Here is a 25655-nt window from a genome sequence, read left to right as displayed (position 1 = left end):
CCTCATCGGGCTGCGGGGTGCGGACGCCACTCACGCTAGGAACGCGACCGGACCCGCGCATCGGCCGTCAGACGTCAGCCGCTCGGCCAGAAGGATGAATGCCGGCCCGACTGGCGCATCGGCCGTGCGCATGAGCGAGTGCCAGGAGTCGCGCCGCGCTCTGGAAGAATGGTGAGCATGACTGCGCGCATCCCCGACAAGGCCACCGTCGACGGACTCGAGGACCGCTGGAACTCCGTATGGGAGGAGCAGGGCACCTACCGCTTCGACGCGACCGCGACGCGTGAGCAGGTGTACTCGATCGACACCCCGCCGCCCACCGTGTCCGGGTCGCTGCATGTGGGCCACGTGTTCTCGTACACCCACACCGACGTGGTGGCGCGCTACCAGCGCATGCGCGGGCGCGAGGTCTTCTACCCCATGGGCTGGGACGACAACGGCCTGCCCACCGAGCGGCGCGTGCAGAACTACTTCGGCGTCCGGTGCGACCCGAGCCTGCCGTACGTCGAGGACTTCGAGCCCCCGCACTCGGGCGGCGCGACGTCCGTGAAGGCGGCCGACCAGGTGCCGATCTCGCGGCGCAACTTCATCGAGCTGTGCGAGCGCCTCACCGAGGAAGACGAGAAGCAGTTCGAGGCCCTGTGGCGCCACCTGGGCCTGTCCGTCGACTGGTCGCGCACCTACCAGACCGTCTCGCCGTCGTCGCAGGCCGTGGCCCAGCAGGCGTTCCTGCGCTCGCTCTCGCGCGGCGAGGCGTACCAGGCCGAGGCGCCCACGCTGTGGGATGTGACGTTCCGCACCGCCGTCGCGCAGGCGGAGCTCGAGGACCGCGAGCGCCCGGGCGCCTACCACCGTGTCGCGTTCGAGAAGTGCGCCGATGCGGAGGAGGCGACCGGCTCGTACGAGTCCGTGTGGATCGAGACCACCCGCCCGGAGCTGCTGCCCGCATGCGTCGCCCTCGTCGCGCATCCGGACGACGAGCGCTACCAGCCGCTGTTCGGCACGCACGTGCGCACGCCGCTGTTCAGCGTGGAGGTGCCCGTGGTTCCTCACCGCCTCGCCTCCCCCGACAAGGGCTCGGGCATCGCGATGATCTGCACCTTCGGCGACGTCACCGACGTGATCTGGTGGCGCGAGCTGGGCCTGCCGATGCGCTCCGTGCTCGGACGCGACGGCCGGATCCTGCCCGACCCGCCGGCCGGCCTCGAGTCGCCGGCCGCGCAGGCCGCGTACGCCGAGCTGGCAGGCAAGACGGTGTTCTCGGCGCAGCAGCGCGTGGTCGAGATGCTGACCGAGGCCGACCTGACCGAGGGCGAGCCTCGCTCGATCTCGCACCCGGTGAAGTTCTTCGAGAAGGGCGACAAGCCTCTCGAGATCGTCTCCTCTCGCCAGTGGTACATCGCGAACGGCGGGCGCGACGAGTCGCTGCGGTCCGCGCTGCTCGCGCGTGGCGAGGCGCTGGACTTCCTCCCGGCGCACATGGGCAAGCGCTACGAGAACTGGGTCAACGGGCTCACCGGCGACTGGCTCATCTCGCGCCAGCGGTTCTTCGGCGTGCCCATCCCCGTCTGGTACCCGCTCGACTCTGCCGGCGAGCCGGTGTGGGACTCCCCCATCGTGCCGTCCGAGGACGCCCTGCCCGTCGACCCTTCGGTGGACGTCGCCCCCGGCTACTCCGCCGACCAGCGCGACGCGCCCGGCGGCTTCACCGGCGAGAAGGACATCATGGACACGTGGGCGACCAGCTCGCTCACGCCGCAGATCGTGTGCGGCTGGCGCGACGATCCGGCCCTGTTCGAGAAGACCTTCCCCATGGACCTGCGCCCCCAGGGCCAGGACATCATCCGCACCTGGCTCTTCTCCACGGTGGTGCGCTCCCACCTCGAGCATGACGTGCTCCCGTGGAAGCACGCGTCGATCTCCGGCTGGATCCTGGATCCCGACCGCAAGAAGATGTCCAAGTCGAAGGGCAACGTCGTCACCCCCATGGGCCTGCTCGAGCAGCACGGCTCCGATGCGGTGCGGTACTGGGCGGCGTCCGCTCGGCTGGGCACGGACGCGGCGTTCGACGAGGGGCAGATGAAGATCGGTCGCCGCCTCGCGAACAAGGTCCTCAACGCGGCGAAGTTCGCGCTGGGGGCGCCGGGCATCGCCACCGCCGCGAACGTGTCCCTCGACGAGGGCATGCGGGCCACCAAGCACGTGACCGGAGGCGTGATCGACGGCGTGTTCGACGGCGCCGCCGCCGACGGCTCCGTGTCCGCCGGCCACGACATCGCCGAGCACAACTCCGCCGCCATGGACATCCCCCACTCGCTGGTGTCCGAGCCGCTGGACCGGGCTCTGCTCGCGGGCCTCGCGGACGTGGTGGACGCAGCGACGGCCGCGTTCGAGGCCTACGACCACACGCGCGCCCTCGAGCTCGCGGAGAGCTACTTCTGGACGTTCTGCGACGACTACGTCGAGCTCGTGAAGACCCGCGCATACGATGGCGCCGCCCCCGGCGAGGACATCGACCCGTTCGCGCCGTGCTCCCCCGGCGCGGCCTCCGCTCGCGCAACCCTCACCATCGCGCTCGAGACATTCCTGCGGCTGTTCGCGCCGGTGCTCCCGTTCGCTGCCGAGGAGGTGTGGTCCTGGTTCCGTCCCGGCACCGTTCACCGCGCTGCCTGGCCGTCGGCCGAGCCGCTGCGGGTGCTCGCGTCGTCCGAGCCCGCGGCCCTCGTCGACGCGGCCGGCGAGGCGCTCGCCGCGCTGCGCAAGATCAAGTCTGAGGCCAAGGTGTCCCAGCGCACCGAGCTGGTGTCCGTGGACCTCCTGGTGCCTGAGACCAAGGTCGCTGGGGTGCGCGCCGCGAAGCAGGACCTCATGGCGGCCGGGCGGGTGCGCTCGCTGCAGATCGTCGACGCGGTGCTGGCGCTCGACCCTGGTGTTGATGGCGGCGGGCCGGAGGACGGCTCCTCGGGCGAGATCGCGGATCCCACGGTGATGCGGACGGAGAACGCGGTCCTCGCGGACTGACCGGCGCCCGCCGCACCCGCCTCTCCCCACCTCGCCCGCCTCTCCCCTCACCCGCCTCTGCCCTCACCCGCCCCACCTCACCCGCCTCTCCCCTCGCGCTATGAGGAGCTGGGTGACGGTTTGCGGCGCTCGGCTCGTCCTGTGAGGAGATCGCGGCCATCCCCAACGCCCCGGCCGCCGGCCACCGTCCACAACCGCAGACCTGTACCCGAGCCGCCTCGCAGCGCCGGCCCGTACAACGTCGTGCATGAGGCCCCTCCGCGCGATGCCCTCCGGCGAGATGGCGACGACCACCCGGGCTGAGCCGCGCGCATTCACGCGGCGCGAGCTCGTGGCGCTGTCCTCACAGCGCAAGGTGCGAACGGCCATCGAGAACGGCGACATCGTGCGGCTGCTGCCCGATGCCTACGTGGCGCGCGAGCACCAGGCCTCGTTCGCCGCCCGAGCGGATGCCGCGCTGTCGTGGGCACGAGGCTCGATGCTCGCGGGGCCCAGCGCCCTCCATGTCCACGGTCTCCTGCCTGCTCCTGCTGAGATCGAGCTCGCGGTGGACGCGGGCCGTCACGTCCGTCCACCACGATGGCTGAAGGTTCGCCAGGTGACGTACCCGATCACCGCGGTGAAGCGGGCGGGACTGCCTGCCGCGCCCTGCGCCTACGCCATTGCCCAGGCCTACGGGGACCTCACCGAGTCGGAACGATCGGATGCCCTCTTCGGATCCGTCACGCGGAAGCTCTGCACCGTGCGGGAGCTCCGTGATGCCCTCGCAGCGATGCCGCGCGTCAAGGCACGCCGCGAGCTGGTGGCGAGAATCGAAGCGGTCGAGGCGGGAGCCGAGAGCTGGCTCGAAGAACGTGCGTTGAAGGACGCACTGACAGGCCGGCCCTTCGACAGCTTGATCCGCCAGCACCGCATCGTGGTCGAGGGCCAAGCGTTCAGGCTCGACATGTACGACCCCTTCACGCGCACGGCGATCGAGGCCGACTCCTTCCGCTGGCATGCTGGCGATCAGCAGCGCCTGCGCGACATCCGTCGAGACGCGCTCTTGGCTACGATCGGCATCCAGACGATCCGGCTCTCGTCGCGCGACCTGATCGAGAACGCGGACTGGTGCCGCGCGATGGTTCAACTGGCGCTCACCGCGCGGCGCTGATTGTCCTCACAGGACGCCGGCGACGCTCGGAACCGACACCCACGTCCTCGCAGGACGCACGGGCGGCTGGGTCCTACGCAGCGCCCTCCTGGCGCTCTTCACGTGCCTCGTAGGCGGGCGTCACGCGGTCCATCACGACCTCGTGCGTGATGCGCACCCGGCCCACGTCCTCGCGTCCAGGGACCTCGAACATGGTCTCCTGGAGCACCTCCTCCATGATCGCGCGCAGACCGCGCGCGCCCGTGCCACGCTCCAAGGCCTGCGTCGCGATGGCCTCGATCGCGTCCCGGTCGAACTCGAGCTCCACGCCGTCGAGCTCGAACATGCGCTGGTACTGCTTGACCAGGGCGTTCTTGGGCTCGGTGAGGATCGACACCATGGCGTCGACGTCGAGCGGCGAGACGGTCGCGATGACGGGCATGCGCCCGATGAACTCCGGGATCAGGCCGAACTTGTGAAGGTCGGCCGGTGTCACCTTCGAGAAGAGGTCCGAGTTGTCGGCCTCCTTGAGCTGGGCGCCGAACCCGATGCCCTTGCGTCCCACGCGGGACGAGATGATCTCCTCGAGCCCAGCGAAGGCACCACCGAGGATGAACAGCACGTCGGTGGTGTCGATCTGGATGAACTCCTGGTGCGGGTGCTTGCGCCCGCCCTGCGGCGGCACCGACGCCTGCGCGCCCTCGAGGATCTTCAGCAGCGCCTGCTGCACGCCCTCGCCCGACACGTCGCGCGTGATGGAGGGGTTCTCGGCCTTGCGGGCGACCTTGTCGATCTCGTCGATGTAGATGATGCCGCGCTGCGCCTTCTCGACGTCGTAGTCGGCGGCCTGCAGCAGCTTGAGCAGGATGTTCTCGACGTCCTCGCCCACGTAGCCGGCCTCGGTGAGGGCGGTGGCGTCAGCGATCGCGAAGGGCACGTTGAGCATGCGCGCGAGCGTCTGCGCGAGGTAGGTCTTGCCGGTGCCGGTGGGGCCGATGAAGAGCACGTTGGACTTGGCGATCTCGATGCCGTCGTCGTCCTTGGGACGGGCCTCCTGCGCCCGCACGCGCTTGTAGTGGTTGTACACCGCGACGGCAAGGGCGCGCTTGGCCTGATCCTGGCCAACGATGTACTGCTCGAGGAAGTCGAAGATCTCGCGGGGCTTGGGCAGCTCGGTGAACTCCGTCTGCGCGGCCTCGGCGAACTCCTCCTCGATGATCTCGTTGCACAGCTCGATGCACTCGTCGCAGATGTACACGCCACCGCCCGCGATGAGCTTGCGCACCTGCTTCTGCGTCTTGCCGCAGAACGAGCACTTCAGCAGGTCGCCGCTGTCCGCCGGTCGAGTCATCAAGGCCTCCCGTTGCCATCTCCGTCCAGGCTACCCACGCCCCCAGACACGTGCCGGGCGACGCGCCGCCTCGGCGACCGCCGTGGCCATACCGTGACGTCCTGGACACCCCACGGTCACAACTCGCCCGCGAGATCGCCCGTCGAGCGCCGATGCGCGCTCACCCGAGGTTCGCACGCGACGAGCGTGCGGTTGGGTCTCGTCGGCACGGCCGGTGCAGCGCGCGACGGGAGGCTCCCGCGATCACCGCGTCGGAGCAGGACGGTCCGCGCGCGACACGCGCCGCGCACTTCGCACGCACCCCGCACACGCCGACGGCCGCCCCCGCGCGAGCGGGAGCGGCCGTCGGTCGTCGGCTACTTGTCGTCGTCCTTCTTCTTGGTCTCCTTGCGCGGCGCGATCGCGGAGGCCGCGGCGCGGTCCTCGGGCGCCACGGTGTCGACGCCCTTGCGGGACTCGAGCACCTGATCCACGAGGCCGTAGTCCTTCGCCTCCTGCGCGGACAGGAAGCGGTCGCGCTCGATGTCGTCGCGTACGCGCTCCTGGCTCTGGCCGGTGTGCTTGGCGAGAGTGAACTCGAGCCACTCGCGCATCCGCACCATCTCCTCGGCGTAGATCTCGATGTCCGAGGCCTGTGCGCGGGCGCCGCCCTCGATGCGCGGCTGATGGATCATCACGCGGGCGTTCGGGAGCGCCAGGCGCTTGCCGGGCGAGCCGGCCGCGAGCAGCACCGCGGCAGCCGAGGCCGCCTGACCCAGGCACACGGTCTGCACCTCGGGCTTGATGTACTGCATGGTGTCGTAGATCGCGGTGAGCGCGGTCTGCGAGCCGCCGGGGCTGTTGATGTAGAGCGTGATGTCGCGGTCGGGATCCTGGGACTCGAGCACGAGCAGCTGCGCCATGACGTCGTCCGCCGAGGCGTCGTCGATCTGCACGCCCAGGAAGATGATGCGGTCCTCGAAGAGCTTCGCGTAGGGGTCCTGGCGCTTGAAGCCGTAGGCGGTGCGCTCCTCGAAGGAGGGCAGGATGTAGCGCGACGACGGGGCGGCGGGGGCTGCTCCCCCGAATCCAGCGGTCCGACCGGCGGCCTGCATGGCCTGGTAGATCTCGCTCATGCCTTGCCTCCCTGGGACTCGTCGCCCGCCTCGGCCGCGTGGGTGATGACCTTGTCGATGAAGCCGTACTCGAGGGCCTCCTCGGCGGTGAACCAGCGGTCGCGGTCCGCATCCTTGTTGACCTGCTCGAGCGACTTGCCCGTCTGCTCCGCGGTCAGCTTCGCGAGCGTCTTCTTCATGTGCATGATCAGCTCGGCGTTGATGCGCACGTCCGTGGTCGTGCCGTAGATGCCGCCCGAGGGCTGGTGCATCATGACGCGTGCGTGGGGCGTCGCGAAGCGCTTGCCCTGCTGGCCAGAGGACAGCAGGAACTGTCCCATCGACGCAGCCATGCCCATCGCGACGGTCGCCACGTCGGGCTTGATGTACTGCATGGTGTCGTAGATCGCCATGCCCGCGGTGATGGAGCCGCCGGGGCTGTTGATGTACAGGTAGATGTCCTTGTCAGGGTCCTCCGCGGCCAGCAGCATCATCTGCGCGCAGATGGCATTCGCGTTGTCGTCGCGCACCTCGTCGCCGAGCCAGATGATGCGCTCGCGCAGCAGGCGGTTGAAGATGGAGTCACTGAGCCCCATCCCTCCGACCTCGCCGCGGGCGGTGATCGTGTCGCTCACGTCGTTCCTCTCGTGGGTGGTCATGCGTCAAACCTAACGGCGAGCGCTGACGCTTCATGCCGTTTCAGTCCCGTTTTCGCTACAGGGTGAACAGCAGCGCCGATGCGCGGGCTGGGACGCCTTCGACGCTCGGCCGGGACGCGGCTCGAGCGCGCGCGCGAGCACGAGGGGCCACTCGGGGTCACCCCTGACCGCGGCTCGGGGACAGGATCGGGCGTCCGGCCGATGCGCATCGCCAGGCCGCGTTCGTACCGTGGCCGGTGAGCGATGGCACTCACTCGACAAAGGACATCATGACCACGCCAACCGGAGGCGCCGACGAGGCGCCACAGCCGCAGTACGCGCAGCCGCCGCAGCACGCGCAGCCGCCCCAGTACGCGCAGCCACCCCAGTACGCCGTCCCTCCGGCCGGGCCGCGACCCGGCACGGAGAAGAACTGGATGGGCATCACCGCGCTGGTGCTGTCGATCCTCGGCCCGCTCACCGCTGGCGTCACGGCACTCGGCGGCATCGTGCTCGGACACCTGGGACTCGGCGCGGTGAGGCGTGGCGAGGCCGACAATCGCGGAGTGAGCCTCGCGGGGACGATCATCGGCTACGTCGTCATCGCCCTCGGCCTGCTCGCGGTCCTGGTGCTGGTGTTCTTCTTCGGCTGGCTTGCCGCCGAGTGCTCCGGCGACAGCCCGGCCGACTGGTGCGCCGACGGCGAGGTGACCTGGGAGGCCGTCGGCAGCCTCACCGGCCCCTGACCCCCCAGCCGGCGACCGCATCGGCGCCGGACAGGCGTGAGGCCCCCCCTCCCGCAAGGGAGACGGGGCCTCAGGCCCTCTGGGACCTACTTGGTCGAGCTCTCGACGGCGGCGGCGACGGCCGCCTCGTCGATCTCGTCGTCCTTCTTCTCGTCCTCGATCGAGCCGATCACCGCGGACAGGTCCACCGCGTTGCCGGCGGTGTCCTTGATGGTGACGCGGCGCAGCGCGAAGGCGGTGGCCTTCGAGCGCGCGACCTCGGCGACGATCGCGGGGATCTGACCGCCCTGCTCGACCTGCTGGATGAACGTGTTGGGGTCCATGTTGTACTGGCGCGACGCGTTCAGCAGGTAGTCGAGAAGCTCGTTCTGCTCGACCTCGATGTCGAGGTCGTCGGCGAGCTGGTCGAGGAGGATCTGGGCGCGCAGCGCGTTGTGCGCCTCCTCGGTCACCTCGGCGCGGTGCTCGTCATCCTCGAGGCGGTTCTCGTTCTCGAGGTGCGAGTGGACCTCGTTCTCGATGACCTTCTTGGGAAGTTCGAAGTCCGTTGCGTCCTTGAGCGCGTCGATGAGCTTCTCGCGGGCCTCGACGGCCTGGTTGTTGGCCTTGATGCGGGCGGCCTGCTCGCGCAGGTCGGCCTTGAGCTCCTCGACAGTGTCGAACTCGGAGGCGAGCTGGGCGAAGTCGTCGTCCACCTCGGGCAGCTCGCGCTCCTTGACGGCGGTGACCTTGACGGTGATCTGAGCGGTCTCGCCCGCGTGGTCGCCGGCAGCCAGCGGCGCCTCGAACGTGGTCTCCTCGTCCGCCGACAGCCCGATCAGCGCATCGTCCATGCCCTCGAGCATGTTGCCGGCGCCCACCTGGTACGAGGTGCCCTGCACGTTGTCGATCTCCGCGCCGTCGAGCGTCGCGGACAGGTCGATGGTCGTGTAGTCGCCATCGGCGACCGGGCGGTCGACGGTCTTGAGGGAGCCGAAGCGCTCGCGCAGCTGGTTCAGGCGCTCCTCGACGTCCTCGTCCGAGACCTCGACGGGCTCGACCTCGACCGTGATGTCCTCGGGCTTGGGCAGCTCGACGTCGGGGCGGATCTCGACCGTCGCGGTGAACTCGACGCCCTCGAAGCCCTCCTCGGAGCCGGGGATCTTCACGACCTCGACCTCGGGCTGGCCGAAGGGACGGATCTCCTGCTCCTCGACCGCGGCGGAGTACCAGCCGGGCAGGCCATCGTTGACGGCGTGCTCGATGACGGCGCCCTTGCCCACGCGCTGCTCGAGGATCTTCGGCGGCACCTTGCCCTTGCGGAAGCCGGGGATCTGCACCTGCTCGCCGATGTGCTGGTAGGCGTGATCCATGGAGGGCTTGATGTCCTCCTCGGTGAGGGTGACCGTCAGCTTGACGGTCGTGGCGTCGATCTTCTCGATGGCGCTGGTCACTGATGAACTCCTGTGAGTGGGGTGCGGGAGGCCTTGTTCGGGAGGCCTTGTGCGGGCATGCCGATATGCAGGGCAACCCCACAAGTCTAGTCGTGGTATCGGCTCACGCCCAATCGGTTCGCTCTCGGCGATGGGCGCTCATCGGAGGGCCGATGCGCGGGCAGGTTGTCGCGAGGAGCGCGTCAGAGGCCGCGCGTCGACGTCCGTTCGCGCCACAGCTGAGCGCTCAGCTCGCCGGCGCGGCCGGGGCGGATTCCCTGCCAATTGAGTCCGCCGCGCGCGAAGGCGACGTGGACGGGCGCCGGCACGGCCGCCGGTGGCACCGGCTCACCGAGCCAGCGGCAGGGCCGCACGTGCACGAGGTCGACCGCGAGCGCGGAGTCTGCGCTGTCGTAGCGCCACGGCCCGTCGAGCGCGCCGAGCCACAGCTCGCCATCCGCGTCCCTCGTCCACACGAGAGCGCCATCCGGCGCGAGCGCGAACCGCTCCAGCCTGCGCGCCGCCCGGTCGTCGTGCTCGCGAGCCGTCGCGTCGATCGCGTCGTCGAGCGTCCTCGGCACGTCCGTCAGGACGCCTCCCATGCCGCACAGATCCTGCGCAAGCGCGCGCTCGACCGCCGCGCCGTCGTCGGCGATGTCGTCGCGGCGGGAGCGCATGGGCGCGCGGAACGCCTGTGCCGGGGTCGTCATCGCCGGGGACAACGAGTCGACTCGCGTCTCGCTTCCCGCCCGCGGCGGCGTCGCGGCATCGCGGTCAGTCCGCGGCGGGCTTGGATCCGGCCAGCAGCCTCATCGCGGGGCCGCTCGCAAGAAATCTGCTCTTCGCGGCGTTGAAGGGCGGGCGCACGAGTCTGGTCGGGTCGAAGGCCCGTCCCTTGCGGAACACCGCGCGCTCGTGGCTGAACGTCCGGATGCTGTGCTCGCCGTGGTAGCTCCCCATGCCGCTGCCGCCGACTCCGCCGAAGGGCAGCTCGCTGGCGAGCAGGTGGACGACCACGTGGTTGAAGACCATGCTGCCGGAGCTGGTGCGCTTCGAGAAGGCGTCGCGGACGACCCGGCTCCCGGTGAACACGTACAGCGACAGGGGCTTGGGCCGCGCGTTGATGAACGCGAGTCCAGCATCGAGGTCGTCCACGATCACGATGGGCAGGATGGGCCCGAAGATCTCCTCCTGCATGACCGCGGCCTCGGGGTCGACGTCGAGGAGGATCGTGGGCGCCACGTAGCGCGCATCGACGTCGACAGCACCGCCCGTGACGGTGCGGCCCGCGGTGCCGGAGTCCAGCAGACCCGCGAGCCGCTCGGCGTGATGAGAGCTCACGATGCGGCTGTAGTCGGGAGACTGCCGCGGATCGGGGCCGTAGGAGTCCTCCAGGGCCGCTGTCAGGTTCTGTGCGAGCTCGGCCGCCACGTCTCGGGTCGTGAGCACGTAGTCGGGTGCGACGCAGGTCTGGCCGGCGTTCGTGAACTTGCCCCACACGATGGCGCGGGCCGCCTTCTCGAGGGAGGCGGTGCCGTCGACCCACGCAGGCGACTTGCCGCCCAGCTCGAGGGTGACGGGAGTCAGGTGCTTGGCCGCGGCCTCCATGACGATCGAGCCGACCTTCCCGTTGCCCGTGTAGAAGACGTGGTCCCAGGGCTGGTCGAGCAGCGCCGTCGTCTCGTCCACCCCGCCTTCGACCACGTGCACGGCGCTGGTGTCGAGATAGCGCGGCGTCAGCTCGGCCAGCATCCGGGAGCTCGCCGGCGCGACCTCGCTGGGCTTGAGCACGACGGCGTTGCCGGCGGCGAGGGCGCCGATGACCGGCATCAGGCTGAGGTGGATGGGATAGTTCCACGCGCCGATGACGAGGACCGCCCCCAGCGGCTGTCGCTGGATCCATCCGCGTCCCGTGCCGATGGTGAGCGGGGTCCTCACGCGGCGATCCCTCGTCCAGCGCTTGAGGTGCTTGAGCAGGTGCTGCGCCTCCCGCACCACGGACGCCACCTCCGTGAGGTGCGCCTCGGAGGGGTGCTTGCCGAGGTCCTCGACCACGGCGTCGCGGATCAGGTCCGCGTTCTCGGTCAGCATCGTGACCACCTGCTCCAGCTGCTGCCTGCGCCAGGCGAGCGGAGCGGTGGCGCCCGAGAGGAAGGCCTCCTTGGCGGAACGGAACGTCGCCGGCGCGCCGTCGCTGGCGGCGAGCGTGCTGTCCGTCTCGCGGCCGGGGCTCGGCGGGGTGGGCTGCATCGACGTGATCGTCATCCGAGGTGCCTCCGAGGTGGGAAGGTGGCGGAGACGGTCAGGGCCGCACCGCCGCAAGAGTTCTCTCGCCCCGGGAAACCGCGGGGGCCACCGTGCGCATTCCGAGCGGCATCAGGTCGACGGGGAGCCGCGGCGCGATCGATCCCGCTGCGTGCCGTCGCCGGTCGACGTCGGGGTGACAGGATTTGAACCTGCGACCCTCTGCTCCCAAAGCAGATGCGCTACCAAGCTGCGCTACACCCCGTCGCACCCGCATCGGCGAGCGCTGTACCCCGCCATGGCCGGGCTCGGCTACTCTAGTACGCGCCGCGCATGCGGCAGTGCGGGTGTAGCTCAATGGTAGAGCCTCAGTCTTCCAAACTGATTACGCGGGTTCGATTCCCGTCACCCGCTCCATGGGTGCCCGACCGACCACGCCTGTGCGACCAGGATGGCGCTACGCGCCAGGCGTGCGGTACATCGTCGAGGTCGTGTGCTTGAGCACGAAACTCAGCCGCTCGTACAGCCGCACGGCGCCGGTCAGGGACTCGGAGTCCACGTCGAGCTCGACCTTGTCGTAGTCGCCCGATGCCGCGGCAGCCGCGATGGAATGCGCCAGCACCGCACTGCCCAGGCCTCGTCCGCGCGCCGCGGGCACCGTGCCGACCAGCTCGACATAGAGCTCGCGCTCCACCCACTCGGAGCACAGTGCGTAGGCCAGCACGTCGCCCTCTGGCGAGACGGCGACGGTCGACACCACGGGGCGCGCGCTCCGCGCGGTCCACCTCTCGTGCCAGGTCTCGGCGCTGGGCGCGATGTTGCCCCAGTGGTCGACGAAGGCGAGGTCGTGCGCGGCCCGCACAGCGGCCTCGTCGTCCTCTGTCGGTGCCCGCAGCACCACACCGTGGGGCTCGGCCGCGCCGCGCAGCACGCCACCGACCGTCTCGCCGGGCTCGATGGGACGGACCAGCGCGTTGAAGTACCGGACGATCTCATAGCCGCGGCGCTCGAGCATGCGCTGCGCCGACGATCCGGTCCGCCCTCCGCTCGCGCGGAAGAAGCTGGGCGCGCCCGGGTTGCGCTCCGCACTCGCCTCGACCGCGCGGGCCTCGAGCCGGTCCATGAGCGCACGGCCGATCCCTTGGGAGCGCCAGTCCGCGTGCACGCCGCCCAGCACCGTGCATCGCGATCGGCCGCGCTCGTCGAGACTCTCCGACACGAACACCTGCCCGAAGGCGATCATCGCGTCCCCGTCCCAGACCGCGAGCGTGTCGCGCTCGGGCTGGACATCGTGGGCCTCGAGCTCCTCTCGCAGGTCCTCGGGCGCGTAGATCTCGTCTGTCTGATCCACCTCGGCGAGGTGATCGGTGAGCGCGGCCCACGCGTGGACGTCGGCCAGGGAGATCGCGCTCCAGCGCAAGGGTCTCGTCACGGGGAGATGGTATCCGCGGCCGAGTTCGCGGAGCGCGCACGACGGGCGCCGATGCGCTGCGATCCGGTCCAGGCGGCGATCGCCACGCCGGCCACGATCAGCACGTCGCCCGCGCTGAAGGTGTTGGCGAGCGGCAGCGGCTCGGGCCACGCGAACACGTCACCGAGCCACGGCAGCACCGGATCCTCGATCACGCCTGCGTTCACGAACGCGTGGTCCGCGTCGATCCCGGCGGCAGCAACGGCCTCGGGGCTCGCGGGCAGCGTGCCTCCGTTGAGCGCGATCGTGACGCCGTTGAGCAATGCGCCCGCGCCCACCACCACGAGGCCCAGGGAGTGCCGGTTGAGCCACACGAAGGCGAGCGCGAGCACGTACGTCGCGACGTGCAGCGTCTCCGCGACGCCGCGAGGCCCGCCGAACTCGATGATGATGATCTGGATCGCGAGCGCAGCCCAGATCAGCGCGGGCCACCGCCACCGCCCGAAGACCACACCGGCCGGCCACCGCCCTGCGATGAGCGGCGACGCCAGGGCGAGCACGCAGGCGGCGAGCACCAGCATGTCAGGAGCGTCCCAGCCGCGACCCGGAGGGCTGCCGCGCCGTCCCGGACAGGCGAGCGGCGATCTGGCCAGCCGGGACCGGGGCGCCCAGGTGGTAGCCCTGGGCGATCACGCCCCCGAGCGCCTGAAGGGCCTCCGCGGTGGGCGCGTCCTCCACTCCCTCGGCCACGACCCGCAGGTCGAGCGCGAGGGCGAGCTCGATGGTCGACCGCACGATGATCCGATCATGATCGTCGGATCCGATGTTCGTCACGAACGAGCGGTCGACCTTGAGCTCGTCGATCTTGAGGCTGCGCAGGTAGCTCAGCGACGCGTTGCCGGTGCCGTAGTCGTCGATGGCGATCTCCACGCCGTTGGCGCGCAGCGCGCGCAGCACGAGGTCGGCGCGCACGGGATCCGTGAAGATGCCGGTCTCGGTGACCTCGAGCACGAGCGCGCCTGCAGGGATGTCGTGACGGCTCATCAACCGGGCGACGGAGGTCGGCAGCCCGAGGTCGGACAGGTGGCGCGCGGAGAGGTTCACGGACACGCGCACGTCGTGACCGGCCTCGCGCCATCCGCGCAGATCGCGCAGAGCCGCGTCGAGCACGAACTCCGTCAGCGAGAAGATGAGGCCCGAGTTCTCGGCCAGGGGGATGAATTCGTCGGGCTCGACCAGTCCCCGCTCGTGGTGCTTCCAGCGCACCAGCGCCTCGAGAGCGACGACGCGTCCGGAGCGCAGGTCGACCTGCGGCTGGTACACGACGGACAGCTCGCCGACGTTGACGGCCGCGCGCAGATCGGCCAGCAGCTGCAGCCGGTCGAGGGTGTTGACGTCGAACTCGGGCGCGAACATGCTGATGCGGTCACGCTCGACCTTCGCGTGGTACAGCGCGATGTCGGCGTTCTTCATGAGCGCGTCGCTGCTGACACCGTGCTGGGGCGCGACCGCGATGCCGGCGCTCGCGCGCACCACCAGCTCGAGCCTGCCGATGGCCATCGGCTGCTCGAACGAGCCGATCAGTCGCTCGGCCGCGGCCCTCACCGGAGCCTCTCCGGCGTGCATGACGACCGCGAACTCGTCGCCCCCCAGGCGATGAACCGTCGCTCCTGGAGGCGACGCCGCGACAAGCCTCTCGGCCACCTGGCACAGGATCCGGTCCCCGAGAGGGTGGCCGAGCGTGTCGTTGAAGTCCTTGAAATGGTCGAGGTCGATCAGCACCAGGCCCACGTCGTCCGAGTCGCGCTGGCGGCCAGGCGACAGCGCCGCCTCGAGCTCGAAGTGCAGCAGGGTGCGGTTGGCGAGGCCCGTCAGGCCGTCGTGGGTCGCCTCCCACGCGTTGCGCGCGGCCGTGGCGGCGAAGATGTGCGCGGCGACGACGGGCGGCGCGAGCAGCAGCAGGGTCCACGCGCCGTCAGAGGCCACCTCGGCGGCGATCCCTCCCACGCTCAGCAGCACCAGGTTGGTGACCACGAAGACGTGCAGGTCGTCCTTCACGAGCGTTCGGAACGGCACGCCGGTCGACAGCGACGCGACGACCACCACGAGCAGCCAGTTGGCGGCGATCATCGCGACGCCGCCCAGCAGCAGCGCGGGGAGGTCGCTGGGCACGATCGCCACCGGTGGTCCCGCGACGGGGACGCCCGCCAGCGCGGCGAAGGTTAGCCCGGCGACGCCCACAGCGAGGACGTACTGGCCGGAGTTGAACGCCACCTTGAGGGGCGCGCGGCGCAGGCGGGCGTCGTCGATGAGGCTTGCGAGCAGCTGCACCACGATGGCGACCGCGAGACCGGCGATCGGGATGAGGGCGAGGATGAACGGCGCCGAGGTCGACAGCGTGCGCGAATCGACGCCGCCGCGCACGAAGGTGATGGGGCGCAGCTCCCCCACGAACGCACCGACCACGAGGACGAGCGTGGGCGCGAGGGAGATCGCCCCTGCCGTCTCGGACCAGTCCGTCGCGACCAGGACGGCGGCCAGCACAGCCGCGCCGACCACGCCGACTGCGGCCGCATACGTGGTGAGAGGCGAGGGACTCGTCAGCGCGCGTCGCGCCGCGTGTCCCTCGCCCCTCATGCGGGATCTCAGTTCCACTTCCACCCGGCGCCGACGACGGTGGCGACAGCGATGAGGGTGCCGGCGCTCACGCTCACGCGCACGACGGTGTTGTCACGGAAACGGTTCCACTTGCCCATGATGCTCTCCTTGATAGGCGGGGATGGCGGGGCGATGGCGGACCGCGACCGAGGACGCTGAGAGAAGCCTCGGGCCGTATCCGTTACCGTCGCGCCATCCGCTCCGGTTGCGGCCACCGGTCGGCAGCCACTCTCATCCTGCCGAAGGACGTGAGCAAATACCAGGGTTGACAAGGGAACCGGCTACAGGAACAGGCCGATCAGCAGCCCAGACAGCGCGAGCGCGAGCGTGTCGTGCGCGATGTCGATCCACGTCGCCACCGGACCGCGCAACGCGAAGCCGTCGTGCAGGAGATGCGCGCCGCCGCGAAACGCGAAGCCCACCAGGGCGCCGAGCGTCGCCGCTCCCGCCCACCCATCGATTCCCAGCGCGACGATCAGCACGGCGAGCAGCAGCAGGCCCAGCACGTTGCCCAGGACCATCTGACCGAATGCCAGGCCCATACGTGCCTGCTTCATGTCCTCGTCCGTGAAGCCCACCGCGCGCTGCCAGGGCTTGAAGAAGCCCTGCGGCGAGTACCAGAACCAGCCGAGCACGAATGTCGCGACGAAGGCGAGCCCCACCCCCAGCCACGGAACTCCCTCGAAGGTCAGCCATTCCATGAAACGCTCCTCTCCTTGATCTGCTGGCCGCGGTCAGCGCCGTGGGCGCGCCTCGGCAGCCTTCGCGATGTCATCGAGGTCCTGCACGAGGGCCTTCTCCGTCGCCTTCATGCCCACCCGTCCGAGCACGGCCCACGCGAGCCGCTTGCCCACGCCCTGACCGGAGTCGGCCGCGGCGAAGTCGACGTGGAGCGTGGTCCCCAGCGAGCTCGGCTCGCACCGGAACACGGTCGTGTACGAGGTGGATCCCGATCGCGCGGCGACGGTCGTGGTCCGCGGCTCGTCGACGGCCGCCACCCACATCTCCTCGGTCTCCTCCTTGCCGAAGATCCGGCGCGTCTCACGCCACCTCACGCCCACTTCGTAGCCGGAGCCTTCGAGGCGCTCGACCTTGACGATGTTCGTCATGACCGTGGACGCGCGGTCGAGGTCCGTGATGATCCGCCACACGGCCGCAGGCTCGGCAAGGATCTCCCGCTTGACGTGCACCGCAATCGTCGCCATCCGCTCAGCTCCCTCGCCGCCGATGCTTGTATCGCACACAGTAGCGCTGCGGGGCTCCTGACGGCACGCGAGAGCCTCGCCGGCGCCGATGCGCAGGTGCGCACGGCCTTGCCCCTTCCGGCGCATCGGCGCTAGCCTGACGCCGTAGGCACACGAGAGGTCAGTGAGATGAGCACCCAGCGTCGCGGCACCGCGTCAGCTGCGCCTGCCCCGCTGATGTGCGCCTCCCCCCTGTGCATGTGCTGCTGCTGTCTGTAGAGCGCTGACGCGCGCCCGCTGAGCCGGGCAGCACGCTCGCCAGCGCTCGCCCCGGCATCAATATGCATGCGCCACCGTTGTTCACCCTGGACACGCCCCGCGCGGGCACCCACCCAACGAAGGAAAAGGATCCATGGCAAAGATCTACGAGGACGCCACCGCCCTCATCGGAAACACCCCGCTCGTCAAGATCAACGCTCTCGCGGAGGGCGTCGACGCGACCGTGCTCGGCAAGCTCGAGTTCTACAACCCCGCCAACTCGGTCAAGGACCGCCTGGGCGTCGCGATCGTGGATGCCGCGGAGAAGGACGGCTCGCTCACGCCGGGCGGCACGATCGTCGAGGCGACCTCAGGCAACACCGGCATCGCGCTCGCCATGGTGGGCGCTGCGCGCGGCTACAACGTGGTGCTGGCGATGCCGGAGACGATGTCCAAGGAGCGTCGCGCCCTGCTGCGCGCGTTCGGAGCCGAGCTGGTGCTCACCCCCGGACCGGAGGGCATGAAGGGGGCCGTCGAGGCCGCGAACAAGATCGCCGAGGAGCGCCCCGGGTCGATCCTCGCGCGCCAGTTCGCCAACGAGGCGAACCCCGAGATCCACCGCCGCACCACCGCCGAGGAGATCTGGAACGACACCGACGGCGAGGTCGACATCGTGGTCGCCGGCATCGGCACCGGTGGCACCATCACCGGGGTGGGCGAGGTCCTCAAGTCCCGCAAGCCCGAGATCCAGATCATCGCCGTCGAGCCCAAGGAGTCGCCCATCCTCAACGGCGGCGAGCCCGGGCCTCACAAGATCCAGGGCATCGGAGCGAACTTCGTGCCCGAGGTCCTCAACACCGAGATCTACGACGAGGTCATCGACGTGGACTCCGAGACCGCCGTCGCGACCGCCCGCGCCGCCGCCCGCAAGGAGGGGCTGCTCGTGGGAATCTCCTCCGGTGCCGCGATCCACGCCGCGATCGAGGTGGCGCGCCGCCCCGAGAACGCCGGCAAGACCATCGTCACCATCATCCCGTCCTTCGGCGAGCGCTACCTGTCCTCGGTGCTCTACGCCGACCTCATGGACTGACCCTCGCGCGTTCACACCGAAAGGCTGGAATCCTCACGCATGACTGACCGCAGAGGCCCGATCGCCCTCGCGATCGAGGACATCAACACCGCGATGCGACGCGACCCCGCGGCACGCTCGAGGCTGGTGATAGCCCTGTCATACCAGGGCGTCCACGCGGTGTGGCACCACCGCGTGGCGCACTGGCTGTGGAACCACGGGCTCAAGTCCTACGGCCGCCTGTGGTCGCAGTACGCGCGGCGCAGCACCGGGATCGAGATCCACCCAGGGGCCACGCTCGGCCGCCGGGTGTTCATCGATCACGGCATGGGCGTGGTGATCGGCGAGACGGCCGTGGTCGGCAACGACGTGCTGCTGTTCAACGGCATCAACCTCGGGGGCGTCACCATGAGTCCCGGCAAGCGCCACCCGACCGTGGGCGACCGAGTGGTGATCGGCGCGGGGGCGAAGGTGCTCGGTCCGGTCCACATCGGCTGCGACGCGCGCATCGGCGCCAACGCCGTGGTCGTCAAGGATGTCCCGGACGGCGCGACCGCCGTGGGCATCCCCGCCAAGGTCAAGGAGCACCCCAACGACCGCGAGGCCGGCACGGCGGCGTCCGCCGTCGACTCGGGCGATTCGCACCGCCACCCCGACCCTGACGCAGTGCCAGAGGAGCTGAGCCCGCGCGAGCCGGCCATGTACTGGATCTGACGCGCACGCGAGAAGGCCCCGGCTCCTCTGCCTGAGGAGTCGGGGCCTTCTCGCTCCCGGCGCCAGGCGGCCTGAGAACGGTCCCACAACGAGAACGAGCCTCCGTCGGACAGGATCCGACAGAGGCTCGCCGCCCCAGGGGGGGTGGGGCTCGTCCCAGGGGGGTGGGACATCTCTGGTGCCCGCCTGCGTGGCCCGATTCACCGGGCTCGCCGCTTCAGGCACGTTTGTCTAGTTTACATTCCCACCGATGCGAACACGACCACGTCGCGCCACGCCGGTGGCGCCACCGTCACGCGGCGAACGACCTCAGCATCCACGCGGCCTGCTCGTGGGCGTCCAGGCGAGCGTTGAAGAGATCTGCCGTCGCGCCGTCGCCGGCATCCTCGGCGACCTCCACAAGCGGCCGGATCAGTCGCGCGACGGTCTCGTGGTCGCGGCGGAGGTTGTTCACCATCTCCATCGCGTCCTCGGTGGGCTCGCGGTCCTGGATGGTTGCGAGCTCGACGAACTCCGCGAGAGAGCCCGGCGCCGTGTCGCCCAGCGCGCGCAGGCGCTCGGCGAGCACGTCGACCGCCTGGAACAGCTCGTTGTACTGCTCCTCGAACATCAGGTGCAGCGAGCGGAAGTGCGGGCCGGTGACGTTCCAGTGGTAGCCGTGGGTCTTCGCGTACAGGGTGAAGGTGTCCGCGAGGACCTGCGCCAGACCTGAGTTGATCTCCTTGAGGTCCGAGTCCTTGATGCCGATCTCGGGGCTCTGCTCCGTCATCATGATTGCCTTTCCTCTCCTGCATCGATCGATCGCGTGACCATGCACGCCCGGGGAAACCGTCGCATCGGCCCGACCATTCCCGCGCCGGCCGCGTCCGCCCCGGAATAGCCCAGGGCCGGTAGCGTTGCTCCGGTCATGAGCATCGAAATCCCCTTCGAGTCCGCCGGTGAGGCCTGTCCCGCCCCCTCGACCGGCCACGCGCCAGCCGACGACGAGCTGGTGTCGCTGCTCGCGGGGGCGACCTCCGTCGCCGTTGTGGGCGCGTCGCCCAGCGACCACCGGACCTCCTACGCGATCGCGACCTGGCTCATGGCCCGCACTCCCTTCGAGATCTACCTCGTCAACCCTCGCGCGGAGGACCAGGAGATCCGCGGGCACGGCTTCTTCGACTCGCTCGCCGACCTGCCCGTCGTGCCCGACATCGTCGATGTGTTCCGTCGCTCCGAGCACGTCGGCCCGGTGGCGGAGGACGCGATCGAGGTCGGTGCGCGCGCGCTCTGGCTGCAGCTGGGCGTGGTGAACGAGGATGCCGCCGCGAGCGCGCGCGACGCTGGCCTGACCACCATCCAGAACCGCTGCCTCAAGGTCGAGTACGAGCGCCTGCGCGGCCAGATCGAGGCCGCGCGCGAGGGCTGAGTCGCCCGGCCCATCGGGCCAATCCCCAAGTCCGGCCTCGTGGTGCCACAATCCAGGGGTGACCACACCTGACGGCTATCGCCTCATCTCGACCGATCGGACGCGCGCGCAGGAGATCCTCCACGTCGTGTCCTTCGCGTTCGCCTTCACCGTGCCCCAGCGCGAGGCCGACTTCGTCGAGCGCATCTACCCGTGGGACGCGGCGCGCGGCGTCGAGGTCCTCGATCCCTCGAAGGGAGCGCCCGGCAGGCTCGCCGGCTCCCACAGCTCGTTCCGCTTTCGCCTGGCCGTCCCCGGGAGCCGCACCGTGCCGTGCGCGGGCCTGTCCTGGGTCAGCGTGCATCCCGGTCACCGGCGACGCGGCATCCTGCGGGCTATGATCGAGGATCACTTCGCACGCTCGCTCGAGCGCGGCGAGCCTGTCAGCGCGCTGTACGCCTCAGAGACGCAGATCTACCAGAGGTTCGGGTACGGGCTCGCCGCCCGAGGCGCCGTCATGGAGCTCGCGCGAGGCACCGAGCTGCGCGACGTCGAGGGAGCAGACGACCTCATCGTCGAGATCGACTCCGCCTCCATCGAGCGCCACGGAGACACGGTGCGCGCCGTCCAGTCGCGGCTCACGCGGCCGGGGTCGATCGTGGAGTTCGGCGACGAGGTGCTTGAGGACGTCTTTCTCGACCTCGAGTCCGAGCGCGAGGGCGCGGACGAGCTGCGCATCGCGATCGTCCGCGACGGCGACGAGCCGCTCGCATGGGCCCTGCTCAACCGCAAGGGCAAGTGGGAGATGTCCGGCCCCGACGGCAAGGTGACCGTGAAGGTGTGGGCCTCGGCGGACGTGCGTGCCACGGCACGCCTGGCGCGCGTGCTGGTGGACGTCGACCTCATGTCCAAGACCGCCATCGATCACGTCGCGCTCGACCACGAGATCCTGCATCTGCTCAAGGACCCCCGCGCCGCGCGCGAAGCCGTGCTCGACAACCTGTGGGTGCGCATCCTCGACGTGCCCGCGGCACTCGAGGGTCGCGGCTGGGCCGCCGACTGCGACGTATCGGTGCGCATCACCGACGCTCAGGTGCCGGCGAACGCTGCGACGTGGCGCGTCGAGGCGCGCGACGGCGGCGCCGTCGTGACGCGCACCGACCAGCCGGCGGACCTGGCGATGGACATCCAGGAGCTCGCCGCCGCCTATCTGGGCGGCACCTCGATCGCCACGCTGGCCCGCGCCGGCCTGGTCACCGAGCACACAGCAGGGGCGGTCGCCGCGCTCTCGAGAGCCATGACGTCCGACCTCGCCCCCGTCTCGAACATCGGCTTCTGACAGAACGAACGCACCCGGGCCAGCCCTCGCATCGGCCGCACCCCCGGCGTGAGAAAACCCGCAAGGTTTGGCATGCGTAAAGAAACCTGAAAGCCTGGACGCATGAAGAAGGCAGAGGGTTACCAGTCCATCTCGGTCCCCGAGGACCGTCTCGACGAGTTCTTCCAGGTGGTCCAATGGGCCTTCGTGGGCGAGTGGCTCATCGAGGACCGCCAGGACTACGTCGACGCGCTCCCCACCGATCGTGCCCGTGGCCTCGAGGTCACCGATGAGCGGCGCGGCGCCCTGGGGGAGATCGCCGCCGTCCACGCGAGCTTCGGCACCGAGATGGTCACGCCGGGCGGCCGCCGCGTGCCCACCGCGGGCCTGTCCTGGCTGGGCGTGCACCCCTCCCACCGCAGGCGCGGCCTCATGACCGCGATGATGCACGACCACTTCGCGCGCTGCATCGAGCGCGGCGAGGCCGTCAGCGCGCTGTATGCCATGGAGGCCGAGATCTACTCGCGGTTCGGCTACGGCATGGCCTCGCAGACCGTGAAGGCGTCGATCCCCCGTGGCTCGCGCATGTGGAAGGTGGACGGCGCGGAGGACCTCACGGTGCGCCTCGAGCGCGCGGACTTCGACGAGCACGACCAGCTGGTCGCCGACCTGCAGGCCAAGCTCACGCGCCCGGCGACCATCCTCAACCCCGTGGGATCCGGTCGCAACGCGCGCTTCACCGATCCGGTGGGCAATCGCAAGGGCTATGAGAAGTGGCGCATCGCGATCGTCGAGGACCGGGGCGAGCCGGTCGCCTACGCGTTCTTCCGCCGCAAGGCGGACTCCGAGGTGGGCATCCACGATGGCGTGTGCCAGGTGCGCGAGCACGGCTCGCTCACGCCAGCCGCCTCGCAGCGGCTGTGGCAGACGCTGCTCGACTTCGACCTCGTGGGCACCACGCACACCGAGAACCTCGCGACCGACGATCCGCTGCTGCATCAGCTCAAGGACGCTCGCGGGGCCCGGTCGAAGGTGATCGACAACCTGTGGGTGCGCCTGCTCGACGTGAAGACCGCGCTCGAGTCGCGCGAGTACTTCCACGACTGCGACGTGACGTTCTCGCTCACCGACAAGCACGTGCCTGACAACGCCGGGGTCTGGCGCATCGTGGTCTCGGGGCCGGACGCGACCGTGACCAAGATCGGCGACGACCCGGACGACCCCGCCGACCTGTCCATGGACGCCCGCCACCTGTCGACCATCTACCTGGGCGGCACCTCGGTGGAGTCGCTGGCCGCAGCGGGTCAGATCCGGGAGCACACCGTGGGCCAGGCGCGCGAGCTGGCGGTGTCGATGCTGTCGCCCGTCGCGCCGCTGGCCAACTGGGACTTCTAGGCTCCGCCCGCACCCTGGAAGGCACTGAGAGTGCCTTCTGGGGCGTCTGCGCCCGCTGAGCGCCGATGCGCGGGCCGAGGGAGGCGACTACCGCCGGGCCTCGTACGCGCTCATCGCGTCGATGCGGCGCTGGTGGCGCGCGTCCCTCGAGAAGGGCTCGGCGATGAAGGCATCCGCGATCGCGGTCGCCTCCTCGAGCGAGTGCATGCGCCCGCCGATCGACCCCACTTGGGCGTCGTTATGCTGGCGAGCGAGCCGCGCGATCTCCTCGGACCAGATGAGCGCGGCGCGGATGCCGGTGACCCGGTTGGCGGCGAGCTGCTCACCGTTGCCCGACCCGCCGATGACGATCCCCAGGTCGCCATCGGCGTCACGCACGGCCTCGGCCGCGGCGATGCAGAACGACGGGTAGTCGTCCTGCGCGTCGTACTCGTGGGCGCCGTGATCGACCACCTCGTGGCCGCCCTCGGCGAAGTGAGCCTTGAGGTGCTCCTTGAGCTCGAATCCGGCATGATCGGCGGCGATGTGGATGCGCATGGCACCATCCTGCCAGGCGCGGCCGGCGCGAGCCGCCTCGCCGTGAGCGAAACCGGCCGCAGGCGCACTCGCGCCCCACCTAGGGTTGGGGCATGGCACTGCACTCCGGTATCGACCAGTCCGAGTTCTCCCCCACCGTCCGCCCGGGCGACGACTTCTTCCGCTACGTGAGCGGGCCATGGGAGGACGAGCACGTCATCCCGGACGATCGTGCCGCGGACGGCAGCTTCTACACGTTGCGCGACAAGGCGGAGAAGCACACCCGCGCGATCATCGAGGCGGCCGAGCCGGACTCGATCATCGGCGCGCTGTACGCGAGCTTCATGGACGTCGAGCGCGTCAACGCGCTCGGCACCGAGCCGCTCGATCCTGACCTCGACATCGTCGCGGCCGCCGGCGACCACCACGCGCTCGCGGCGGCCATGGGCACCCTCGAGCGCTCGGGCGTGTCCGGCACCGTCGGCTACTACGTGTTCGCTGACAAGAATCGCCCCGACGACAACGTCGTGTACCTCTCGCAGCACGGCCTCGGACTGCCAGACGAGGCGTACTACCGGGAGGACGCGCACGCGGAGACGCGTGACAAGTACGTCGCCCACATCGACCGCATGGCGGACCTCACCGGCATCGCGTTCGACGGTCAGCGCGTCTTCGCGCTCGAGAAGGCGCTGGCCGCCCACCACTGGGACGTGGTCAAGACCCGCGAGGCCGAGCTCACGCACAACCCCACCACGCTCTCCCGCCTGATGGACGAGGCGCCCGGCTTCGCATGGGAGACGTGGGCCGAGGCGATCCGTCTGCCCGAGGCAGCCCGCGAGCTCCTCATCGCCTCCGAGCCCAGCTACTTCGAGGGCTTCGCCTCCCTGTGGCGCGAGACCTCCGTCGACGCATGGCAGGAGTACCTGCGCTGGCGCATCGTCAACTCGCGGGCGGCGTACCTGACCGAGGAGATCTCGAAGGCGAACTTCGAGTTCTACGGCACGGTCCTGTCAGGGGCGACCGAGCAGCGCAAGCGCTGGAAGCGCGGCGTGGGGTTCGTCGAGTCGGTCGCGGGCGAGCTCGTGGGCCAGGTCTACGTCGACCAGCACTTCCCGCCGGAGTACAAGGAGCAGATGGACGCCCTGGTGGCGAACCTCATCGAGGCGTACCGGGTGTCCATCACGTCCCTCGACTGGATGACGCCCGCCACGCAGCAGCGCGCTCTCGACAAGCTCGCACAGTTCACGCCCAAGATCGGCTACCCCGAGAAGTGGCGCGACTACACGGGCTTCGCGGTCACGTCGGACGATCTGCTCGGCAACGTCCGCAGCGCCTCGGCGTTCGAGGAGGACTGGGAGTGGTCCAAGATCGGCAAGCCGGTCGACCGCACCGAATGGCTCATGACGCCGCAGACCGTCAACGCCTACTACCTTCCCATGGCCAACGAGATCGTGTTCCCCGCGGCCATCCTGCAGCCGCCGTTCTTCCACCCCGAGGCGGACGCTGCGGTCAACTACGGCGGCATCGGCTCGGTGATCGGCCACGAGATCGGCCACGGCTTCGACGACCAGGGCTCGAAGTACAACGGCACCGGCGCCCTCGAGGACTGGTGGACCGAGGAGGACCGAGCGGCGTTCATGGAGCGCGCGAACGCCCTGATCGCACAGTATGACGGCTACTCCCCGAAGCAGCTGGATGGCTCTCACCACGTCAACGGCGCCCTCACAGTGGGCGAGAACATCGGCGACCTCGCGGGCGTCGAGATCTCCCTCAAGGCCTACGAGATCGCGCTCGGCGGATCGATCGCCGACGCCCCGGAGGTCGACGGCCTGACCGCGCTGCAGCGCTTCTTCATCGGCTACGCCCTCACCGAGCGCATGAAGACCCGGTCGGAGGCGCTCATCACCCGGCTGTCCACCGACCCGCACTCCCCCAGCGAGTTCCGTGTCAATGGCATCGTGCGCAACATGGACGCCTGGTACGACGCGTTCGGCGTGAGCGAGCAGGACGAGCTGTGGCTCGCTCCAGAGGAGCGCGTCAGCATCTGGTGACGGCGCCGATGCGCGGGTTCCGCGAGGCCGCCCGCGCGGGTTATCGTGGGCGCAGG

At 69.9% G+C, this 25655-nt stretch carries 23 protein-coding genes and 2 tRNA genes; 10 read left to right on the top strand and 15 right to left on the bottom strand.

Annotated features, from left to right (window positions below; genetic code table 11):
* Positions 1-168: 168 nt before the first annotated feature.
* Positions 169-3021, top strand: coding sequence for a valine--tRNA ligase (gene valS, locus B7K22_RS08840; protein ID WP_084039539.1), 2853 nt, complete (start codon positions 169-171; stop codon positions 3019-3021).
* A gap of 343 nt (positions 3022-3364) precedes the next feature.
* Here valS and B7K22_RS11925 read toward each other — a convergent pair whose 3' ends face one another.
* Positions 3365-3586, bottom strand: coding sequence for a hypothetical protein (locus B7K22_RS11925; protein ID WP_144276321.1), 222 nt, complete (start codon positions 3584-3586; stop codon positions 3365-3367).
* Between the two features lie 33 nt (positions 3587-3619).
* Between B7K22_RS11925 and B7K22_RS11920 the strand changes: the two genes are divergently transcribed.
* Entirely contained in the window at positions 3620-4174 is a 555-nt protein-coding gene (locus B7K22_RS11920) for an endonuclease domain-containing protein (protein WP_144276320.1), read from the top strand.
* 73 nt (positions 4175-4247) lie between these two features.
* Here B7K22_RS11920 and clpX read toward each other — a convergent pair whose 3' ends face one another.
* From clpX to B7K22_RS08820, 3 genes are all read right to left on the bottom strand, one after another.
* Complete coding sequence (gene clpX, locus B7K22_RS08830; RefSeq protein WP_084039537.1) at positions 4248-5504, bottom strand: ATP-dependent Clp protease ATP-binding subunit ClpX; 1257 nt, start codon at positions 5502-5504, stop codon at positions 4248-4250.
* 356 nt (positions 5505-5860) lie between these two features.
* Positions 5861-6619, bottom strand: a complete 759-nt coding sequence (locus B7K22_RS08825) for an ATP-dependent Clp protease proteolytic subunit (RefSeq protein ID WP_084039536.1) — start codon at positions 6617-6619, stop codon at positions 5861-5863.
* Positions 6616-7257 (bottom strand): ATP-dependent Clp protease proteolytic subunit, encoded by a 642-nt coding sequence (locus B7K22_RS08820; protein WP_144276319.1) that lies wholly within the window; start codon positions 7255-7257, stop codon positions 6616-6618. The genes B7K22_RS08825 and B7K22_RS08820 overlap by 4 nt, the downstream gene beginning before the upstream one ends.
* 269 nt (positions 7258-7526) lie before the next feature.
* Between B7K22_RS08820 and B7K22_RS08815 the strand changes: the two genes are divergently transcribed.
* Positions 7527-7982: a DUF4190 domain-containing protein gene (locus B7K22_RS08815; protein WP_084039535.1), complete on the top strand. Its 456-nt coding sequence runs from the start codon at positions 7527-7529 to the stop codon at positions 7980-7982.
* An 86-nt stretch (positions 7983-8068) separates the two neighbouring features.
* Here the strand turns inward: B7K22_RS08815 and tig are convergent, their stop codons facing one another.
* From tig to B7K22_RS08795, 4 genes are all read right to left on the bottom strand, one after another.
* On the bottom strand, positions 8069-9415 hold the full coding sequence (gene tig / locus B7K22_RS08810; RefSeq protein ID WP_084039534.1) for a trigger factor: 1347 nt from the start codon (positions 9413-9415) through the stop codon (positions 8069-8071).
* Positions 9416-9597: 182 nt separating this feature from the next.
* Positions 9598-10104 carry a GAF domain-containing protein gene (locus tag B7K22_RS08805; protein ID WP_084039533.1) on the bottom strand — a complete coding sequence of 169 codons (507 nt, stop codon included), beginning with the start codon at positions 10102-10104 and terminating at the stop codon, positions 9598-9600.
* Positions 10105-10168: 64 nt separating this feature from the next.
* Positions 10169-11659, bottom strand: a complete 1491-nt coding sequence (locus B7K22_RS08800) for an aldehyde dehydrogenase family protein (protein ID WP_234983365.1) — start codon at positions 11657-11659, stop codon at positions 10169-10171.
* A gap of 170 nt (positions 11660-11829) precedes the next feature.
* Positions 11830-11903: transfer RNA gene (locus B7K22_RS08795), tRNA-Pro, on the bottom strand.
* Between the two features lie 78 nt (positions 11904-11981).
* Here B7K22_RS08795 and B7K22_RS08790 point away from each other — a divergent pair.
* Positions 11982-12055, top strand: a tRNA-Gly gene (locus tag B7K22_RS08790).
* 40 nt (positions 12056-12095) lie between these two features.
* Here B7K22_RS08790 and B7K22_RS08785 read toward each other — a convergent pair.
* From B7K22_RS08785 to B7K22_RS08765, 5 genes are all read right to left on the bottom strand, one after another.
* On the bottom strand, positions 12096-13070 hold the full coding sequence (locus B7K22_RS08785; protein ID WP_144276318.1) for a GNAT family N-acetyltransferase: 975 nt from the start codon (positions 13068-13070) through the stop codon (positions 12096-12098).
* A complete protein-coding gene (locus tag B7K22_RS08780; RefSeq protein WP_084039531.1) occupies positions 13067-13630 on the bottom strand; it encodes a DUF5317 domain-containing protein in 564 nt (187 codons plus the stop codon). The genes B7K22_RS08785 and B7K22_RS08780 overlap by 4 nt, the downstream gene beginning before the upstream one ends.
* Position 13631: 1 nt before the next feature.
* The gene (locus tag B7K22_RS08775) at positions 13632-15686 is read right to left on the bottom strand and encodes a bifunctional diguanylate cyclase/phosphodiesterase (RefSeq protein WP_084039530.1); all 2055 of its coding nucleotides are present in this window, start codon (positions 15684-15686) and stop codon (positions 13632-13634) included.
* Positions 15687-15988: 302 nt separating this feature from the next.
* Positions 15989-16408 (bottom strand): DUF1761 domain-containing protein, encoded by a 420-nt coding sequence (locus B7K22_RS08770; protein WP_084039529.1) that lies wholly within the window; start codon positions 16406-16408, stop codon positions 15989-15991.
* Positions 16409-16441: 33 nt separating this feature from the next.
* Positions 16442-16912: an SRPBCC family protein gene (locus B7K22_RS08765; RefSeq protein ID WP_084039528.1), complete on the bottom strand. Its 471-nt coding sequence runs from the start codon at positions 16910-16912 to the stop codon at positions 16442-16444.
* Between the two features lie 391 nt (positions 16913-17303).
* On the opposite strand from B7K22_RS08765, the gene cysK reads away from it, so the two are divergent.
* Together cysK and cysE are read left to right on the top strand one after the other, a co-directional pair.
* Positions 17304-18239 (top strand): cysteine synthase A, encoded by a 936-nt coding sequence (gene cysK, locus B7K22_RS08760; RefSeq protein ID WP_084039527.1) that lies wholly within the window; start codon positions 17304-17306, stop codon positions 18237-18239.
* A gap of 39 nt (positions 18240-18278) precedes the next feature.
* The gene (gene cysE, locus B7K22_RS08755; protein ID WP_084039526.1) at positions 18279-18932 is read left to right on the top strand and encodes a serine O-acetyltransferase; all 654 of its coding nucleotides are present in this window, start codon (positions 18279-18281) and stop codon (positions 18930-18932) included.
* A gap of 292 nt (positions 18933-19224) precedes the next feature.
* Here cysE and B7K22_RS08750 read toward each other — a convergent pair whose 3' ends face one another.
* A complete protein-coding gene (locus B7K22_RS08750; protein ID WP_084039927.1) occupies positions 19225-19701 on the bottom strand; it encodes a Dps family protein in 477 nt (158 codons plus the stop codon).
* A gap of 138 nt (positions 19702-19839) precedes the next feature.
* Here B7K22_RS08750 and B7K22_RS08745 point away from each other — a divergent pair, with 138 nt between their 5' ends.
* The 3 genes from B7K22_RS08745 to eis all read left to right on the top strand — a co-directional run bounded on the left by B7K22_RS08745 (position 19840) and on the right by eis (position 23032).
* Positions 19840-20340 (top strand): CoA-binding protein, encoded by a 501-nt coding sequence (locus B7K22_RS08745; RefSeq protein WP_084039525.1) that lies wholly within the window; start codon positions 19840-19842, stop codon positions 20338-20340.
* A gap of 58 nt (positions 20341-20398) precedes the next feature.
* Positions 20399-21658 carry a GNAT family N-acetyltransferase gene (locus tag B7K22_RS08740; protein ID WP_084039524.1) on the top strand — a complete coding sequence of 420 codons (1260 nt, stop codon included), beginning with the start codon at positions 20399-20401 and terminating at the stop codon, positions 21656-21658.
* A 102-nt stretch (positions 21659-21760) separates the two neighbouring features.
* The gene (gene eis, locus B7K22_RS08735) at positions 21761-23032 is read left to right on the top strand and encodes an enhanced intracellular survival protein Eis (protein WP_084039523.1); all 1272 of its coding nucleotides are present in this window, start codon (positions 21761-21763) and stop codon (positions 23030-23032) included.
* A gap of 87 nt (positions 23033-23119) precedes the next feature.
* On the opposite strand, the gene B7K22_RS08730 is transcribed toward eis, so the two are convergent.
* The gene (locus tag B7K22_RS08730) at positions 23120-23569 is read right to left on the bottom strand and encodes a ribose-5-phosphate isomerase (protein ID WP_084039522.1); all 450 of its coding nucleotides are present in this window, start codon (positions 23567-23569) and stop codon (positions 23120-23122) included.
* Between the two features lie 92 nt (positions 23570-23661).
* Between B7K22_RS08730 and B7K22_RS08725 the strand changes: the two genes are divergently transcribed.
* On the top strand, positions 23662-25599 hold the full coding sequence (locus B7K22_RS08725; protein ID WP_084039521.1) for a M13 family metallopeptidase: 1938 nt from the start codon (positions 23662-23664) through the stop codon (positions 25597-25599).
* Positions 25600-25655: the final 56 nt, after the last annotated feature.

Source organism: Demequina sp. NBRC 110053 (assembly GCF_002090095.1).
GTDB lineage: Bacteria > Actinomycetota > Actinomycetes > Actinomycetales > Demequinaceae > Demequina.
The sequence above is the reverse complement of the archived record's forward strand: the minus strand, read 5'-3'. Positions and strand labels throughout refer to the sequence as shown.

What these genes read in the sequence shown, in the direction of transcription:
- valS (WP_084039539.1), top strand. Translation starts at nt 169, where the DNA reads ATGGTGAGCATGACTGCGCGCATCCCCGACAAGGCCACCGTCGACGGA.
- clpX (WP_084039537.1), bottom strand. Translation starts at nt 5,504, where the DNA reads ATGACTCGACCGGCGGACAGCGGCGACCTGCTGAAGTGCTCGTTCTGC.
- B7K22_RS08825 (WP_084039536.1), bottom strand. Translation starts at nt 6,619, where the DNA reads ATGAGCGAGATCTACCAGGCCATGCAGGCCGCCGGTCGGACCGCTGGA.
- B7K22_RS08820 (WP_144276319.1), bottom strand. Translation starts at nt 7,257, where the DNA reads ATGACCACCCACGAGAGGAACGACGTGAGCGACACGATCACCGCCCGC.
- B7K22_RS08815 (WP_084039535.1), top strand. Translation starts at nt 7,527, where the DNA reads ATGACCACGCCAACCGGAGGCGCCGACGAGGCGCCACAGCCGCAGTAC.
- B7K22_RS08805 (WP_084039533.1), bottom strand. Translation starts at nt 10,104, where the DNA reads ATGACGACCCCGGCACAGGCGTTCCGCGCGCCCATGCGCTCCCGCCGC.
- B7K22_RS08800 (WP_234983365.1), bottom strand. Translation starts at nt 11,659, where the DNA reads ATGACGATCACGTCGATGCAGCCCACCCCGCCGAGCCCCGGCCGCGAG.
- B7K22_RS08780 (WP_084039531.1), bottom strand. Translation starts at nt 13,630, where the DNA reads ATGCTGGTGCTCGCCGCCTGCGTGCTCGCCCTGGCGTCGCCGCTCATC.
- B7K22_RS08775 (WP_084039530.1), bottom strand. Translation starts at nt 15,686, where the DNA reads ATGAGGGGCGAGGGACACGCGGCGCGACGCGCGCTGACGAGTCCCTCG.
- B7K22_RS08770 (WP_084039529.1), bottom strand. Translation starts at nt 16,408, where the DNA reads ATGGAATGGCTGACCTTCGAGGGAGTTCCGTGGCTGGGGGTGGGGCTC.
- B7K22_RS08765 (WP_084039528.1), bottom strand. Translation starts at nt 16,912, where the DNA reads ATGGCGACGATTGCGGTGCACGTCAAGCGGGAGATCCTTGCCGAGCCT.
- cysK (WP_084039527.1), top strand. Translation starts at nt 17,304, where the DNA reads ATGGCAAAGATCTACGAGGACGCCACCGCCCTCATCGGAAACACCCCG.
- cysE (WP_084039526.1), top strand. Translation starts at nt 18,279, where the DNA reads ATGACTGACCGCAGAGGCCCGATCGCCCTCGCGATCGAGGACATCAAC.
- B7K22_RS08750 (WP_084039927.1), bottom strand. Translation starts at nt 19,701, where the DNA reads ATGACGGAGCAGAGCCCCGAGATCGGCATCAAGGACTCGGACCTCAAG.
- B7K22_RS08745 (WP_084039525.1), top strand. Translation starts at nt 19,840, where the DNA reads ATGAGCATCGAAATCCCCTTCGAGTCCGCCGGTGAGGCCTGTCCCGCC.
- eis (WP_084039523.1), top strand. Translation starts at nt 21,761, where the DNA reads ATGAAGAAGGCAGAGGGTTACCAGTCCATCTCGGTCCCCGAGGACCGT.
- B7K22_RS08730 (WP_084039522.1), bottom strand. Translation starts at nt 23,569, where the DNA reads ATGCGCATCCACATCGCCGCCGATCATGCCGGATTCGAGCTCAAGGAG.
- B7K22_RS08725 (WP_084039521.1), top strand. Translation starts at nt 23,662, where the DNA reads ATGGCACTGCACTCCGGTATCGACCAGTCCGAGTTCTCCCCCACCGTC.